This window comes from Geodermatophilus arenarius (assembly GCF_042654585.1).
Lineage (GTDB): Bacteria > Actinomycetota > Actinomycetes > Mycobacteriales > Geodermatophilaceae > Geodermatophilus > Geodermatophilus arenarius.
This window is the reverse complement of the sequence record NZ_JBHSGR010000026.1, coordinates 23,769-38,823: the sequence shown is the minus strand read 5'-3', so window position 1 is coordinate 38,823 and position 15,055 is coordinate 23,769. Positions and strand designations below refer to the sequence as shown.

Sequence of the window (15,055 nt, the reverse complement as noted above, 5' to 3'; positions counted from 1 at the left end):
CCTCCTCGAGGGGGTGCAGGGTCAGTCGAGGGCAGCGAGGACCTGGTCGATGCCGGCGGACCGGTCGGTCAGGTGCAGGTGCAGCAGCGGGCGCTGCCGGTCGGCCAGCGCCTGCCGGTCGCCGGCGGCCTGGGCGGCCTGCAGCGTGCCGAAGGAGTACGGCCGGTCGGGCACCGGGAGGTCCTGCGTCACCGCGCCGGTGAGCTGCAGGAACGCGCCGACCTGCGGACCGCCCTTGTGGTACTGGCCGGTCGAGTGCAGGAAGCGCGGACCCCACCCGAAGGTGACCGCGTGCTCCGTGCGGCGGGCCAGCGCCGCACGCAGCTCGCCGGCCCGGGCGTCGGCCTCGCGGTCCAGGTACGCCATGACGGCGAGGTAGCCACGCGGCGGGACGGCGCCCAGCAGGGCGTCCAGCGCCAGCCGCAGCCCGTCGGCCTGGGTCAGGTCGACGCCGTCGAGCACGCCGCCGGAGGCGTACAGCTCGACCGCGCCGATCGTGGCGGCCGGCCGCTCCTCGGGCAGGCCGGACTCGAGGATCCGCGAGGTGTTCTGCTTGGACTCGGTGACGTTGGGCTGGTCGAAGGGGTTGATCCCCAGCACCCGCCCGGCCACCGCCGTCGCGTACTCCCAGCCGAGGAACTGCGCGCCCAGCGGGCCGGTGACGCCGACCGAGGGCCGGCCGTCGACCGGGTCCCCGTCGACGACGGCCAGCAGCGCGTCCGGCGCCTGCGACCCGGGCGCGTCCACCGACTCCAGGACCACGGGCAGCAGCCCCCGGCCCTCCTTGCCGGTGGACTCGGCGATGAGCTGCTCGGCCCAGTCGCCGAAGCCCTCGATGCGCGGGCCGCTGCCGCCGGTGCCCTCGGCGAGGGCGACCTTGTCCCGGCCGGTGCGGAAGCCCGCGCCCATGGCGACGCCGAGCTCCAGCGCCGGGTTGTCCGGCTCGGCGAGGTGCTCGGCGAGGTCGGCGGCCTCGTCCAGCAGGGTGCCGACGTCCACCCCGGCCAGCGCCGCGGGCACCAGCCCGAACGCCGACAGGGCGCTGTAGCGGCCGCCGACGTTCGGGTCGGCGAGGAACACCGCGCGGGCGCCCATGGCGGCGGCGGTGTCGGCCAGCGGGGAGCCGGGGTCGGTGACGACGACGAACCGCCGGCCGACCTCCTTCTCGTCCAGCCCCGCCTCGGCGAACGCGGCGACGAACGCCCGCCGGTGGCTGTCGGTCTCGATCGTGCCGCCGGACTTGGAGCTGACCACGACCACGGTGCGGTCGAGGTCGGTCATCGCCGCGGCGACCTGCCCGGGGTCGGTGGTGTCGAGGACGACCAGCGGCGCGCCCGCGGTGCGGCAGATGACCTCCGGCGCCAGCGAGGAACCGCCCATGCCGCACAGGACGACGCGGTCGATCCCCTCGCCGGCGAGCTCGGCCCGCAGCTCGGCCAGCCGGGACACCAGCTCGCGCGAGGACGCGGGCAGGTCCAGCCAGCCGAGCCGGATCGAGGCCTCGCTCTCGGCCTCGGGGCCCCAGAGGGTGGCGTCCTTGGCCACCAGGCGCGCGGCGACGTCGTCGTCGGCGAGCTGGGTGCGGACGACCTCCGGGACGTCGAGGCCGGAGCAGGAGAACTCCAGCGTCATGCCTTGTCCTCGAGCTGGCCGCGCACGGACTCGGTGAGCTCGTCCCACGAGTCGACGAACTTCCGCACGCCCTCCTCCTCGAGGACGCGGAACACGTCGTCGAGGTCGACGCCGGCGTCGGCGATGGCCTTCATCGTCGCCGCGGCGTCGTCGTAGGTCTTCTGCACCGGGGTGCCCGCCGCGCCGTGGTCGGCGTAGGCCTGCAGCGTCTTCTCCGGCATCGTGTTCACGGTGCCGGGGGCGATGAGCTCGCTGACGTAGAGCGTGTCGGAGTACTCCGGGTTCTTCACCCCGGTCGAGGCCCACAGCGGCCGCTGCGGCCTCGCGCCCTTGGCCTCCAGCGCCTTCCAGCGGTCGGAGGAGAAGACCTCCTCGTAGGCCTGGTAGGCCAGCTGCGCGTTGGCCAGCGCGGCCTTGCCCTTGAGCTGGTCGGCGCCGGCCTTCTCCAGCCGCTTGTCGATCTCGCTGTCCACGCGGGACACGAAGAACGAGGCGACGGAGGCGATCCCGCTGAGGTCGGCGTCGGGGTCCTGTTCGAGGCGCTGCTCCAGCCCGGACAGGTAGGCGTCCATGACGGCGCGGTACCGCTCGAGGCTGAAGATCAGGGTGACGTTGACGCTGATCCCGCGGGCGATCGACGTCGTGATGGCCGGCAGGCCCTCCACGGTGGCCGGGATCTTGATGTAGAGGTTCGGCCGGTCCACCAGCCACCACAGGTGCGCGGCCTCGGCGGCGGTGGCGTCGGTGTCGTGCGCCAGGCCCGGCGCGACCTCCAGCGACACCCGGCCGTCGCCGGGCTGCCGCTCGGCCACGGGGGCCAGCAGGTCGCAGGCGTCGCGCACGTCGGAGGCGGTGATGGTGCGCAGCGCCTCCTCGACGCTCACCTGGCGCACCGCGAGGGCGTGCAGCTGGTCGTCGTAGGACTCCGACCCGCTGATCGCGGCGGCGAAGATCGTCGGGTTGGTGGTGACGCCGACGACGGAGCGCTCGTCGACCAGCGACTGCAGGTTGCCGCTGCGGATGCGGTCCCGCGACAGGTCGTCGAGCCAGACGGCGACGCCCGCCTGTGACAGCTCGGCCAGCTTCTCGTTCTGTGCCATGTCTCTGCCCTTCGTGGTGAGGCCGCGTGGGTTCAGCGGTCGCCGGTGGGGTGGGGGAGGCCCCCGGTGGCTGCAACCGGGCCGGCCGGGACGGCGTTCCCCGCGGCGGCGGCCTCGATCGACTCGCGGGCGGCGGCGACGACGGCCTCGTCGGTCAGCCCGAACTCCTCGTAGAGCACCGAGTAGGCGGCGCTCGCGCCGTAGTGGGTGAGCCCCACGATCCGGCCGGCGTCGCCGACGAACTCGCGCCAGCCCATGGGCACGCCGGCCTCGACGCTCACCCGCGCGCGGACCGAGGGCGGCAGCACCTCGTCCTTGTAGGCCTGGTCCTGGTCGGCGAACCACTCGACGCAGGGCACCGACACCACGCGGGTCGGGACGCCGTCGGCCTCCAGCCGCTCGCGGGCGGCGACGGCGATCTGCACCTCCGAGCCGGTGCCCAGCAGGATCACCTCGGGCTGCCCGTTCGAGGCGTCGGCCAGCACGTAGGCGCCGCGCGCGACGCCCTCGGCGGAGCCGAACTCCGAGCGGTCGAACACCGGCAGGTTCTGCCGGGACAGCAGCAGGCCGGCCGGGCGGTCGTTGTTCTCGAGGATCGTGCGCCAGGCGACGGTGACCTCGTTGGCGTCGGCCGGGCGGACGACGTCGAGGCCGGGGATGGCCCGCAGCGCGGCGAAGTGCTCGATCGGCTGGTGCGTGGGGCCGTCCTCGCCCAGGCCGATCGAGTCGTGCGTCCACACGTAGGTCACCGGCAGCTGCATGAGCGCGGCCAGGCGGACCGCCCCGCGCATGTAGTCGGAGAAGGTGAGGAACGTGCCGCCGTAGACGCGGGTGCCGCCGTGCAGCGCGATGCCGTTCATGACCGCGCCCATGCCGTGCTCGCGGACGCCGAAGTGCAGCGTGCGGCCGTAGGGGCCACCGCTCCACATCTTCGTCTGGCGGTCGGCCGGCAGGAAGGACGGTTCCCCCTCGACGGCGGTGTTGTTGCTCTCCGCGAGGTCGGCCGACCCGCCCCACAGCTCGGGCAGCGCCGGGTAGAGGGCGGCGAGGACCTTGCCCGAGGCCTTGCGGGTGGCCACGCCCTTGGGGTCGGCGTCGAAGGTCGGCAGGCCGTCGGCGAAGCCCTCGGGCAGCCGGCGCTCGCGCATCCGCTCCAGCAGGGCGGCGCGCTCGGGGTTCTCCTGCGCCCAGGCGTCGAAGCGCTCCTGCCACTCGGCGTGGGCCTTCTCGCCGGCGTCGACCACCGAGCGGGCGTGCGCGAGCACCTCGTCGTCGACCTCGAAGGTCTTCCCCGGGTCGAAGCCCAGGACCTCCTTGGTGGCGCGGACCTCGTCGTCGCCGAGCGCCGAGCCGTGCGCGGCGCCGGTGTTCTGCTTGTTCGGCGCGGGCCAGGCGATGATCGTCCGCAGCACGATGATCGACGGGCGGCGGGTCTCGGCCTTGGCGGCGGCGAACGCGGCGTCGACCGCGGCCAGGTCCTCGCCGTCGTCGACGTGCTGCACGTGCCAGCCGTAGGCCTCGTAGCGCTTGCCGACGTCCTCGGTGAAGGCGACGTTCGTGTCGTCCTCGATGGAGATCCGGTTGTCGTCGTAGACCAGGACCAGGTTGCCCAGCTGCTGGGTGCCGGCCAGCGACGACGCCTCGCCGCTGACGCCCTCCTCCAGGTCGCCGTCGGAGGCGAAGACCCAGACGGTGTGGTCGAAGAGGCTCTCGCCCTCGGGGGCGTCGGGGTCCAGCAGGCCGCGCTCGCGGCGGGCGGCCATGGCCATGCCGACGGCGTTGCCGACGCCCTGGCCGAGCGGGCCGGTCGTCGTCTCCACGCCGGGCGTGTGGTTGACCTCGGGGTGGCCGGGGGTCTTCGAGCCCCAGGTGCGCAGGGCCTGCAGGTCCTCGAGCTCCAGGCCGTAGCCGGACAGGTAGAGCTGGACGTACAGCGTCAGGCTCGAGTGGCCCATCGACAGGACGAAGCGGTCTCGGGCCACCCAGTTCGGGTCCGTGGGGTCGTGCCGCAGCCACTTGTGGAACAGCAGGTAGGCCGTGGGCGCCATGCTCATCGCGGTGCCGGGGTGGCCGTTGCCGACCTTCTGGACGGCGTCCATCGCCAGCACGCGGGCGGTGTCGATGGCCCGGCGGTCGAGGTCGCCGAAGTCCTCCGGCAGCGTGGGGTGCGGCTGCCGGGGCGATCCGGTGGGGGAGTCGGTCGCGGCCTCGGCGGGGGCCTCGGACTCCGTGCTCTTCGTGTCGTCAGCCTGGGTCATGTCGGGCGGAACTCCTCGAGGTCGGCCGTGCGTGGGGCCGTCCGGGGAGCGGTGGTCCGTGCTCCCGGGCGGACGACGTCGGGTGCGGGGCAGCGGATCGGCCGTGTCCCTGGTCTCCCTCGACCCGTGACCCTCCGTCGTCGGCGACGGCCCTACCCGCAGTTCCCGCGGCGTCAACGTGATCAGACCCTAGTCATCCGCACCGGTGGGCGGGGTGGCCGAGGGCTACAGTGGGCCCGTTCCATACCCCGGTTCGAAGGGACCATCGTGCTGTCTTCGTGCCCGGTGGCTCCCTGCCGTCCGTGCGTGCGCGCGGCAGAGGCCGCCCGGTGACGGCGCTCACCCAGCGGCCGGCCGTCCCGGCCCGCCGGCTGTCGGGCGTGGTCGGGGCCTACGTCGCGCTGACCAAGCCGAAGCTCGTCGAGCTGCTGCTGGTGACGACGCTGCCGGCGATGATGATGGCGGCCGACGGGTGGCCGTCCTGGCGGCTGGTGGCCGCGACGATGGTCGGCGGGATGTTCGCCGCCGGCGCGGCCAACGTGTTCAACTGCTGGTACGACCGCGACATCGACCGGCTGATGTCCCGCACGCGCAACCGGCCGATCCCCGCCGGGGTGGTGTCCCCGCGGGCGGCCCTGGTCTTCGGGGCGGCCCTCGCCACGGCGTCGCTGGCGATCCTGTGGTTCGAGACCACGCCGCTGGCCACCGCGCTGGCCGCGGTCGCGATCCTGGCCTACTCCGTCGTCTACACGATGGTGCTCAAGCGCCGGACCCGGCACAACACGGTCTTCGGGGCCTTCCCCGGCGCGGCGCCGGTGCTCATCGGGTGGGCGGCGGTGACCGGCTCGCTCGACTGGCCGGCGCTCGCCTTCTTCGCCGTCGTCTTCTGCTGGCAGATGCCGCACTTCTGGGCGCTGGCCAGCCGCTACCGCGACGACTACGCCCGCGCGAACGTCCCCATGCTGACCGTCGTCGCCGGCCCGGAGAGCGTCGGCCGCCAGTCGGTCGCGTGGGCGTGGGCGACCCTGGGCGCCACCCTGCTCATGGGGTCGATCACCCCGGTGCTGAACTGGGCCTTCGCCATCGGCGGCGGCCTGCTCGGCGCCTGGTACGTCGCCGAGACCCACCAGTGGCTGGACCGCATCCGCGCCGCCGTCCCCGACCGGCCGATGAAGCTGTTCTCGGTGTCGATCACCCACATGACGCTGCTGTCGATCGCCATCGCCATCGACGTCCTCGTCTGACCCACTCGGCTGGGTCGAGATCCCGTGATCTCGACCGTCCGGGCCGGTGCCGCCGGTCGAGATCACGGGATCTCGACGTCCGACGCGACCGACCGCCACGCGGCGCCTCTCGCCGGTCGGGGTGCCCGGTGTCGATCCAGTGTCGTCTCGCGCCGTGTCGGGCGCCGTCACGGCAGGTGGTGCCGTGCCGTGAGCCGAGAACCGCGGTGCCGGAACGGGGTCCCGGCCCACGCGGCGACGGAGTACACCGGCCGTCCGGTCCGCGGCAGGGGCGCGGCGACGCGCCGTCCCGGCCGCGTGAAGGGGGGACCGCGTCGAGGAAGGGGAGGACCGTGGGGAGCACTCCAGGAAGGGCTCCGGCGGTTGCCGCCGCCGCGCTGCTGCTGGCTCTGGCCGCACCTGCGACGGCGAGTGCCGCACCAGCCGCCGGGACCGCGGAGCCGCAGCTGCTGGTGGAGGGGCTCGCCGGCGGTTCCGGGAGCACCGTCGGTCCCGGTGGGGACCTCTACGTCACCGAGCCGGTCTCCGGCGACCTGACCCGCGTGGACCGCCGCACGGGGGAGGCGACGACGGTCGCGGACTGCCTGCCGGAGCGGGTGCTCCCCCCGGACGACACGGGCGGTGCCATGGACGTCGCCTTCCAGGGTCGGACCGCCTATGTGCTGGTGACGCTGGTCGGCCCCGATGTCGGCGGGGACGACGTCGTCGGGCTCTATCGCGTCGACGCTCCGGACACCTGCACGGTCGTCGCGGACATCGGCGCCTGGTCGCTCGAGAACCCCCCGGAGACGGACTTCTTCGTGCCCACCGGCGTGCAGTACGCGTTGGAGGCAGTGCACGGCGGCTTCCTGGTCACCGACGGACACCACAACCGCGTCCTGCACGTGACCTCCGACGGCGGGATCACCGAGGTCCTGACCCTGGGGAACGTCGTCCCGACCGGCCTGGCGGCCCACGGCCGCAGCGTGCTGGTCGCCCTGGCCGGGCCGGTCCCGCACGAGCCGGCGACCGGCCGGGTGCTGGCCTTCCGGCCTGGTGACGAGGACGTCCGCGAGGTCGCCTCGGGTGGCCGGCTGCTCGTGGACGTCGAGCGCGGTCCGGGTGGCGTCTACGCCCTGTCGCAGGGCGTCTTCACGCCCGGCAACCCGGAGGGGTCGCCGGCGGACCCGGACACCGGGCAGCTGCTCCGGGCGACCCGGGACGGCGGCTTCGAACTGGTGGCCGAGCCGCTCGACCGGCCGACCTCCATGGAGGTGGTGGGCCGGACCGCCTACGTCGTCACGCTCGACGGCGAGATCTGGACGGTCGGCCTGCGCGGCTGAGCCCGGCCCCGCACGAGGGGCTCCACCTCGCTCTCCGGTGCCCGACCTCACCCTGCAGCGCGAGGTCGGGCACCGCGTGGTGAGGCCGGCGCGGTCGGGAGTGAGGCCCGGCCCGGCGGCTCAGCGGGCGGCGGTGGCGGGGACGGCGGCGGCGTCGAGGGGCTGCCCGGTCGCCGGGCCGCGGACCGACCACACCAGCCGCGCGGTGTACGCGGTCACCAGCACCGCGCCGAGCATGTGCAGCAGCACCAGCACGACCGGCAGGTGCGTGAAGTACTGGACGAAGCCGACGACGCCCTGCAGGAGCTGGACGACGAGCACGTCGCGCGCGGCCCGGCGGACGCGGTCGGGGGCGTCGGTGGCGTACAGCGCCACGAGCAGCGCGATCGTCAGGCCGACGAGCAGGAACACCGCGTCGGCGTGCAGCCGGCTCACCGTCTCGGGGTCGAAGCCCATGCGGTCGCCGGTGGGGACGCCGGCGTCGTCGAGGTCGCCGCTGTGCGGGCCGCTGCCGGTGACGACCGTCCCCAGCGCGAGCACCACCGCGGTGACCGCGGCGATCCCGCCGGCCAGCAGCGCGATCGGGCGGCGGACCACCGGCCGGCCGACGCCGGGCTCGCGGGACCGCAGCCACAGCACGGTCGAGACGGCGACCAGCAGCGTGGAGACGAGGAAGTGGACGGCGACGGTCCACGGGTTCAGGCCGGTGAGCACCGTGACGCCGCCGATCGCCGCCTGGACCGGGATGCCGAGGAACGTCAGCACCGCCAGCGGCCGCAGGTCCCGGCGCGGGGAGCGCCAGACCGCCACCAGCACCGCGACCGCCACCGCGGTGAGCACGAAGGTGAGCAGCCGGTTGCCGAACTCGATCAGGCCGTGCCCGGCCATCTCCGGCGTCGTCACGAAGCTGTCGGCGGTGCACCGCGGCCAGGTGGGGCAGCCCAGACCCGAGCCGGTCAGCCGGACCACGCCGCCGGTGACCACGATGGCGCCGTTGGCGACCACGTTGGCCAGCGCCAGGCGCGTGATGACGGCGGGGGAGAAGGCGGTGGGCAGGACCGGCACGGCCCGATGCTAGTCGCGGCCGGCCACCTCCCCGGTTCGCCCAGGGCGATCACGGACGGGGAAGGACGGGGCGCCCGACCGCGCTGTAGGAGGCGCAGGCGGCCGACGCGCCGACCTGGTGTCGGTGCGCCCTCCCGGGTACGGGTGCCCCATCCGGGCGACCTCCGAGCGAGCCCCGCCGACGCCCCGACTTCCCCTTGGACGTGAGGTATGACCAACCCCTTCTTCCCGGGCCCCTACGGGAGCCCGTTCGACGACTTCTTCGCCCGCTACCTGGGCGGCGAGCAGCGCACGCCGCGGCAGCGGGTGAGCCCCGTGCAGTTCCTCAGCCAGCAGGCCCGCGAGCTGGTGAACGCCGCGGCCGCGCAGGCCCTGGCCACCGGCAGCGCCGACCTCGACACCGAGCACCTGCTGTGGGCGATGACCGGCGACGAGACCGCGCGCGCCTTCCTGTCCCGCACGGGCACCGACCCCGACCGGCTGCGCACCGAGCTCGAGGAGCGGATGCCGCAGGGGACGCCGCAGGCCGAGCGGGCCGCCCTCACCCCGGCCGCCAAGCGGGTCCTGCTCGACGCCCACCAGGTGTCGCGGGCCCTGGGCTCCACCTACATCGGCCCCGAGCACCTGCTGTTCGCCCTCGCCGTCGACGCCGAGTCCCCGGGCGGGCGGGTGCTGCGCGAGCACGGGGTCACCCCCGAGGCGCTGCAGCAGGCGGCCACCGGCGGCGGCACGCCGGGCGGCGGCCGTCCCGGGCGGCCGGCCTCGAGCACCCCGACGCTCGACGAGTTCGGCCGCGACCTCACCGAGATGGCCCGCAACGGCCAGATCGACCCGGTGATCGGCCGCGAGTCCGAGATCGAGCAGACCGTCGAGGTCCTCTCGCGGCGCCGCAAGAACAACCCGGTGCTCATCGGCGAGGCCGGCGTCGGCAAGACCGCGATCGTCGAGGGCATCGCCGCCCAGATCGTCGAGGGCGACGTCCCGGAGACGCTGCGCGGCAAGCGCCTGGTCGAGCTCGACCTCACCGGCCTGGTGGCCGGCACCCGCTACCGCGGGGACTTCGAGGAGCGGCTCAAGAAGATCGTGGACGAGATCCGCGAGCACTCCGACGAGGTGGTCGTCTTCATCGACGAGCTGCACACCGTCGTCGGCGCGGGCGCGTCCGAGGGCTCCGGCGGCGCGGGCAACATGCTCAAGCCCGCCCTGGCCCGCGGCGAGCTGCACGTCATCGGCGCGACGACGCTCGACGAGTACCGCCGGAACATCGAGAAGGACGCCGCTCTCGAGCGCCGGTTCCAGCCGATCCTGGTGTCGGAGCCCAGCGTCGAGGACACCGTGCAGATCCTCTGCGGCCTGCGCGACCGCTACGAGGCCCACCACCAGGTGCGCTTCACCGACGACGCCGTCCGCGCCGCCGTCGAGCTCTCCGACCGCTACGTGACCGACCGGCACCTGCCGGACAAGGCCATCGACCTCATCGACCAGGCCGGCGCCCGCGTCCGCCGCCGGGTGAAGACCCCGCCGACGGACCTGCGCGGCCTCGAGCAGGAGGTCGAGCGGCTGCAGCGGGAGAAGGACCAGGCGGTCGCCGCCGAGCAGTACGAGCGCGCCTCCGAGCTGCGCGACGAGCTCGCCACGGCGCAGCGCCGCCTGGAGGAGGCCCGCACCGGCGGCGGCCAGCCGGGCGTGCCCGAGGTCGGCGTCGAGGACGTCGCCGAGGTGGTCTCGCGGCAGACCGGCATCCTGGTGGCCCAGCTGACCCAGGAGGAGATGGCGCGGCTGCTGCAGCTCGAGGAGCGCCTGCACGAGCGGGTGGTCGGCCAGGACGACGCCGTCCGCGTGGTCTCCGAGGCCATCCGCCGGTCCCGCGTGGGCCTGGGCGACCCGGACCGGCCGATCGGCAGCTTCCTGTTCCTCGGCCCGACCGGCGTCGGCAAGACCGAGCTGGCCCGGGCCCTGGCCGAGGCGATGTTCGGCGACTCCGACCGGATGATCCGGCTGGACATGAGCGAGTTCCAGGAGCGGCACACCGTCAGCCGCCTGGTCGGGTCCCCGCCCGGTTACGTCGGCTACGAGGACGCCGGTCAGCTGACCGAGGCGGTCCGCCGCCGGCCCTACTCGGTGGTGCTGCTCGACGAGATCGAGAAGGCGCACCCCGACGTCTTCAACACGCTGCTGCAGGTGCTCGACGACGGCCGGCTCACCGACTCGCAGGGCCGCACGGTCGACTTCACGAACACCGTGCTGATCATGACCAGCAACCTGGGGTCGGAGCTGATCCAGGGGCGCAACACCCCGCTCGGCTTCGGCACCGGTGACGGCGCCGCGGCCGACGCCGGCCTGCGGGACCGGCTCATGCGGCGGCTGCGGGAGTCGTTCCGGCCGGAGTTCCTCAACCGGATCGACGAGATCGTGGTGTTCCAGCAGCTGGAGAGCGAGCAGCTGCAGCAGATCACCCGGCTCCTGCTCGACGAGACCCGCCGGCGGCTGTCGGCGCAGGGCATCGAGGTGACCTTCACCGACGAGGCGGTCGCCTGGATCGCCGAGCGGGGCTTCGAGCCCTCGTTCGGGGCGCGCCCGCTGCGCCGGGCGATCCAGCGGGAGGTCGACAACCCGCTGGCCCGGCTGCTGCTCGACGGCCGCGCCGGGGCCGGCCGGCACGTCGTCGCCGACGTCCGGGACGGCGCCCTCGACCTGCGCGTCGAGGACCGCGAGCCGGCGGCGGCCGCCCGGGCCTGAGCCCGTCGTGACCTGCGCCACCCGGCCCCTGACCTGCACGGTCGGGGGCCGGGTGACTTAGGGGGACCTTGCTTGCAGGCCTCCCGAAATAGGACACAATCGTGTTGTGGAAAGCAGCGCGACGCAGGCGGGGACGGTGCGGGCCGACGACGTCCGCACCCGTGACCGCGTGCTCGCGCTGCTGCTCGAGCACGGTCCGCAGACCGCCAGCGAGCTGGCCGGCCGGCTGGGCGTCAGCCCCGCCGCCGTCCGGCGCCACCTCGACGCCCTGGCCGCCCAGGGCCGGGTCGAGGAGCGCGCGGCCGCGGGCGCGCACCGGGGGAGGGGCCGGCCCGCCCGGCACTTCCACCTCACCGACGCCGGCCGGTCCGGGTTCGCCCACGCCTACGACGACCTGGCGCTGACCGCGCTGCGGTACGTCGCGGCCTCCGGTGGTCCCGACGCCGTCCGCGCCGTCGCCGAGGCGCAGCTGGCCGGTCTCGAGCAGCGGGCCTCCGACGCCGTCGCCCGCGCGGCCGGTGCGCCGGTCGAGCGGGCCCGGGCGCTGGCCGAGGCGCTGACGGCCGAGGGCTACGCTGCCACGGCCTCGGCGATCTCCAGCGGCGGGCAGCTGTGCCAGCACCACTGCCCGGTCGCGCACGTGGCGGCGGAGTTCCCGCAGCTGTGCGAGGTCGAGACGGCGGTCATCGGCCGGCTGGTGGGCACCCACGTCCAGCGGCTGGCCACGATCGCCCACGGCGACGGCGTCTGCACCACCCACATCCCCGGGCCGCCTCGCAGCAGCGGAGGCGCCCGGGCTCACACCGGTGCGGGGAACAGAACGACCCCCGCACGCCCTGTACCCGGTGAGCGAGCAGCGCGGGTCGTCCCCCCACGACCCGGCCCCGCACCGTCCACCAGCACCCCCACGAACGACCGGGAGAGGACGCCCGCATGACCAGCACCCAGCAGCCGGTGACCGGCACGCCGCTGACGCAGGACGAGCAGATCGAGCAGCTCGGCCGCTACCAGTACGGCTGGGCCGACGCCGACGTCGCCGGGGCCTCCGCCCGACGCGGTCTCGACGAGGACGTCGTCCGGGACATCTCGGCGCGCAAGGACGAGCCCGAGTGGATGCTCGAGCGCCGCCTCAAGGCGCTCAAGCTCTTCGAGCGCAAGCCGATGCCCGACTGGGGGTCGGACCTCTCCGGCATCGACTTCCAGAACATCAAGTACTTCGTGCGCTCGACCGAGGCCCAGGCCGCCTCGTGGGACGAGCTGCCCGAGGACATCAAGAACACCTACGACAAGCTGGGCATCCCCGAGGCGGAGAAGCAGCGGCTGATCGCCGGCGTCGCGGCCCAGTACGAGTCCGAGGTCGTCTACCACAAGATCCGCGAGGACCTCGAGGAGCAGGGCGTCGTCTTCCTCGACACCGACACCGCCCTCAAGGAGCACCCGGACCTGTTCCGCGAGTACTTCGGCTCGGTCATCCCGTCCGGCGACAACAAGTTCGCCGCGCTGAACACCGCGGTGTGGTCGGGCGGCTCGTTCATCTACGTGCCGAAGGGCGTGCACGTCGAGATCCCGCTGCAGGCCTACTTCCGGATCAACACCGAGAACATGGGCCAGTTCGAGCGGACGCTGATCATCGTCGACGAGGGCGCCTACGTGCACTACGTCGAGGGCTGCACCGCGCCGATCTACAAGTCGGACTCGCTGCACTCCGCGGTCGTCGAGATCATCGTCAAGAAGAACGCGCGCTGCCGGTACACGACCATCCAGAACTGGTCGAACAACGTCTACAACCTGGTCACCAAGCGGGCGATCGCCCACGAGGGCGCGACCATGGAGTGGATCGACGGCAACCTCGGCTCCAAGGTCACCATGAAGTACCCGGCGGTCTGGATGACCGGCGAGCACGCCAAGGGCGAGGTCCTGTCCATCGCCTTCGCGGGCGAGGGCCAGCACCAGGACGCCGGCGCCAAGATGGTGCACGCCGCCCCGAACACCTCCTCGACCATCGTGTCGAAGTCGGTGGCCCGCGGCGGTGGCCGCACCTCCTACCGCGGCCTGGTGCAGATCGACGAGGGCGCGTCCGGCTCGAAGTCGACGGTCAAGTGCGACGCCCTGCTGGTCGACACGATCAGCCGGTCGGACACCTACCCCTACGTCGACGTCCGCGAGGACGACGTCGCCATGGGCCACGAGGCGACCGTCTCCCGGGTCAGCGAGGACCAGCTCTTCTACCTGATGAGCCGCGGCCTGTCCGAGGACGAGGCCATGGCGATGGTGGTCCGCGGGTTCGTCGAGCCGATCGCCCGCGAGCTGCCCATGGAGTACGCCCTCGAGCTCAACCGGCTCATCGAGCTGCAGATGGAAGGTGCCGTCGGCTGATGCCGGACCAGAACGCCCCCAGCACCACCGGTCTCACCACGGAGTCCGCCACCCTCGCCGGCGAGCTGTTCGGCGAGGGGGTGGGCACCCAGGCGGGCCCGCCGGCCGTCCCGGCGGCGGGCACCGGCACGGCCGGCCAGGCCGCGCCGGGCGCCCACTCGCACGGCGGCACCGCCCCGACCGGCTCGCCGGCCGAGCGGTTCACCTCGACCGACCCCGAGGCCTTCGGCGCGGTCACCGGCCGCGAGGAGGACTGGCGCTTCACCCCGATGCGCCGGATCCGCCCGCTGCTCGACGGCGCCCCCTCGGACGCGCACCTGGAGTGGGACACCGACCTGCCCGAGGGCGTCGAGCTGACCCGCGTGGAGGCCGACGACCCGCTGATCAAGGGCCTGCCCGAGCCGGTCGACCGGCTGGCGGCGCTCACCCGGCAGCGCAGCGGCGGCGCGGCCGTCGTCCGCGTGCCGGCGGAGGCCCGGCCCGACCGCCCGGTCACGCTGCGGCTGTCGGGCACCGGCTCGGACGACGTCGTGTGGGGCCAGCTCGTCGTCGAGGTCGGCGCGTTCGCGGAGGTGACCGTCGTCCTCGACCACGCGGGCCTCGCCCGGTACTCCGGCGGCGTGGCCGTGCTCGTCGGTGACGGCGCGCAGGTCACCGTCGTCTCGGTGCAGGAGTGGGCGCCCGGCGCGGTGCACGGCGGGCAGTACGACGCCGTCGTCGGCCGGGACGCCAGCTTCAAGCAGGTCGTGGTCACCCTCGGCGGCGACCTCGTCCGGCTGGTCAGCAACGTGCAGTACGCCGGCCCCGGCGGCACCGCGGAGCTGTTCGGCGTCTACTTCTCCGACGAGACCCAGCACCAGGAGCACCGGCTCTGGGTGGACCACGCGGTGCCCAACTGCACCAGCAACGTGCTCTACAAGGGTGCGCTGCAGGGCGAGGGCGCGCGCACGGTGTGGATCGGCGACGTCCGCATCCGCCCCGCGGCCACCGGCACCGACACCTACGAGCTCAACCGCAACCTGGTGCTCACCGACGGCGCCCGCGCCGACTCGGTGCCCAACCTGGAGATCGAGACCGGCGAGATCGTCGGCGCCGGTCACGCCAGCGCCACCGGCCGGTTCGACGACGAGCAGCTGTTCTACCTCTGCTCGCGCGGCATCGACGCGGAGACCGCCCGCCGCCTGGTCGTGCGCGGCTTCTTCGCCGACGTCGTCCAGCACATCGGGGTCGACGAGCTGCAGGACCGCCTGATGCGCTCCATCGAGACGCGCCTGGGCGCCCTGCCCGGCCTCGACGAGCAGCCGGTCGAGGTGGCCTGA

General features: G+C 73.9%; 10 protein-coding genes. 6 read left to right on the top strand and 4 right to left on the bottom strand.

Annotated elements, in window-relative coordinates; all coding sequences use genetic code 11:
• Positions 1–21: 21 nt before the first annotated feature.
• From ACFO3M_RS19810 to tkt, 3 genes are read right to left on the bottom strand one after another with little or no spacing between them, the layout of a single operon-like run.
• Complete coding sequence (locus ACFO3M_RS19810; RefSeq protein ID WP_387992956.1) at positions 22–1,632, bottom strand: glucose-6-phosphate isomerase; 1,611 nt, start codon at positions 1,630–1,632, stop codon at positions 22–24.
• Positions 1,629–2,732 carry a transaldolase gene (tal, locus tag ACFO3M_RS19805; RefSeq protein ID WP_387992953.1) on the bottom strand — a complete coding sequence of 368 codons (1,104 nt, stop codon included), beginning with the start codon at positions 2,730–2,732 and terminating at the stop codon, positions 1,629–1,631. The genes ACFO3M_RS19810 and tal overlap by 4 nt, the downstream gene beginning before the upstream one ends.
• Before the next feature lie 32 nt (positions 2,733–2,764).
• Positions 2,765–4,990 (bottom strand): transketolase, encoded by a 2,226-nt coding sequence (gene tkt / locus ACFO3M_RS19800; RefSeq protein ID WP_387992950.1) that lies wholly within the window; start codon positions 4,988–4,990, stop codon positions 2,765–2,767.
• Positions 4,991–5,319: 329 nt separating this feature from the next.
• On the opposite strand from tkt, the gene ACFO3M_RS19795 reads away from it, so the two are divergent.
• Both ACFO3M_RS19795 and ACFO3M_RS19790 read left to right on the top strand, forming a co-directional pair.
• Positions 5,320–6,234 (top strand): heme o synthase, encoded by a 915-nt coding sequence (locus tag ACFO3M_RS19795; RefSeq protein ID WP_387992948.1) that lies wholly within the window; start codon positions 5,320–5,322, stop codon positions 6,232–6,234.
• A gap of 332 nt (positions 6,235–6,566) precedes the next feature.
• Positions 6,567–7,556, top strand: coding sequence for a ScyD/ScyE family protein (locus tag ACFO3M_RS19790; protein WP_387992945.1), 990 nt, complete (start codon positions 6,567–6,569; stop codon positions 7,554–7,556).
• Positions 7,557–7,676: 120 nt separating this feature from the next.
• Here ACFO3M_RS19790 and ACFO3M_RS19785 read toward each other — a convergent pair whose 3' ends face one another.
• Positions 7,677–8,621 carry a COX15/CtaA family protein gene (locus tag ACFO3M_RS19785; protein WP_387992942.1) on the bottom strand — a complete coding sequence of 315 codons (945 nt, stop codon included), beginning with the start codon at positions 8,619–8,621 and terminating at the stop codon, positions 7,677–7,679.
• A gap of 210 nt (positions 8,622–8,831) precedes the next feature.
• Here ACFO3M_RS19785 and ACFO3M_RS19780 point away from each other — a divergent pair, with 210 nt between their 5' ends.
• The 4 genes from ACFO3M_RS19780 (at position 8,832) to sufD (ending at position 15,055) form a co-directional block, all read left to right on the top strand.
• Positions 8,832–11,360: an ATP-dependent Clp protease ATP-binding subunit gene (locus ACFO3M_RS19780; RefSeq protein WP_387992939.1), complete on the top strand. Its 2,529-nt coding sequence runs from the start codon at positions 8,832–8,834 to the stop codon at positions 11,358–11,360.
• 106 nt (positions 11,361–11,466) lie between these two features.
• On the top strand, positions 11,467–12,297 hold the full coding sequence (locus tag ACFO3M_RS19775) for a helix-turn-helix transcriptional regulator (protein ID WP_387992936.1): 831 nt from the start codon (positions 11,467–11,469) through the stop codon (positions 12,295–12,297).
• Positions 12,294–13,736: a Fe-S cluster assembly protein SufB gene (sufB, locus tag ACFO3M_RS19770; RefSeq protein ID WP_387992934.1), complete on the top strand. Its 1,443-nt coding sequence runs from the start codon at positions 12,294–12,296 to the stop codon at positions 13,734–13,736. The genes ACFO3M_RS19775 and sufB overlap by 4 nt, the downstream gene beginning before the upstream one ends.
• Positions 13,736–15,055: a Fe-S cluster assembly protein SufD gene (gene sufD / locus ACFO3M_RS19765; RefSeq protein ID WP_387992932.1), complete on the top strand. Its 1,320-nt coding sequence runs from the start codon at positions 13,736–13,738 to the stop codon at positions 15,053–15,055. Before sufB ends, sufD begins: the two co-directional genes overlap by 1 nt.

Coding starts and splice junctions, on each gene's coding strand:
- sufD (WP_387992932.1), top strand. CDS start 13,736: ATGCCGGACCAGAACGCCCCCAGCACCACCGGTCTCACCACGGAGTCC.
- ACFO3M_RS19810 (WP_387992956.1), bottom strand. CDS start 1,632: ATGACGCTGGAGTTCTCCTGCTCCGGCCTCGACGTCCCGGAGGTCGTC.
- tal (WP_387992953.1), bottom strand. CDS start 2,732: ATGGCACAGAACGAGAAGCTGGCCGAGCTGTCACAGGCGGGCGTCGCC.
- sufB (WP_387992934.1), top strand. CDS start 12,294: ATGACCAGCACCCAGCAGCCGGTGACCGGCACGCCGCTGACGCAGGAC.
- ACFO3M_RS19780 (WP_387992939.1), top strand. CDS start 8,832: ATGACCAACCCCTTCTTCCCGGGCCCCTACGGGAGCCCGTTCGACGAC.
- tkt (WP_387992950.1), bottom strand. CDS start 4,990: ATGACCCAGGCTGACGACACGAAGAGCACGGAGTCCGAGGCCCCCGCC.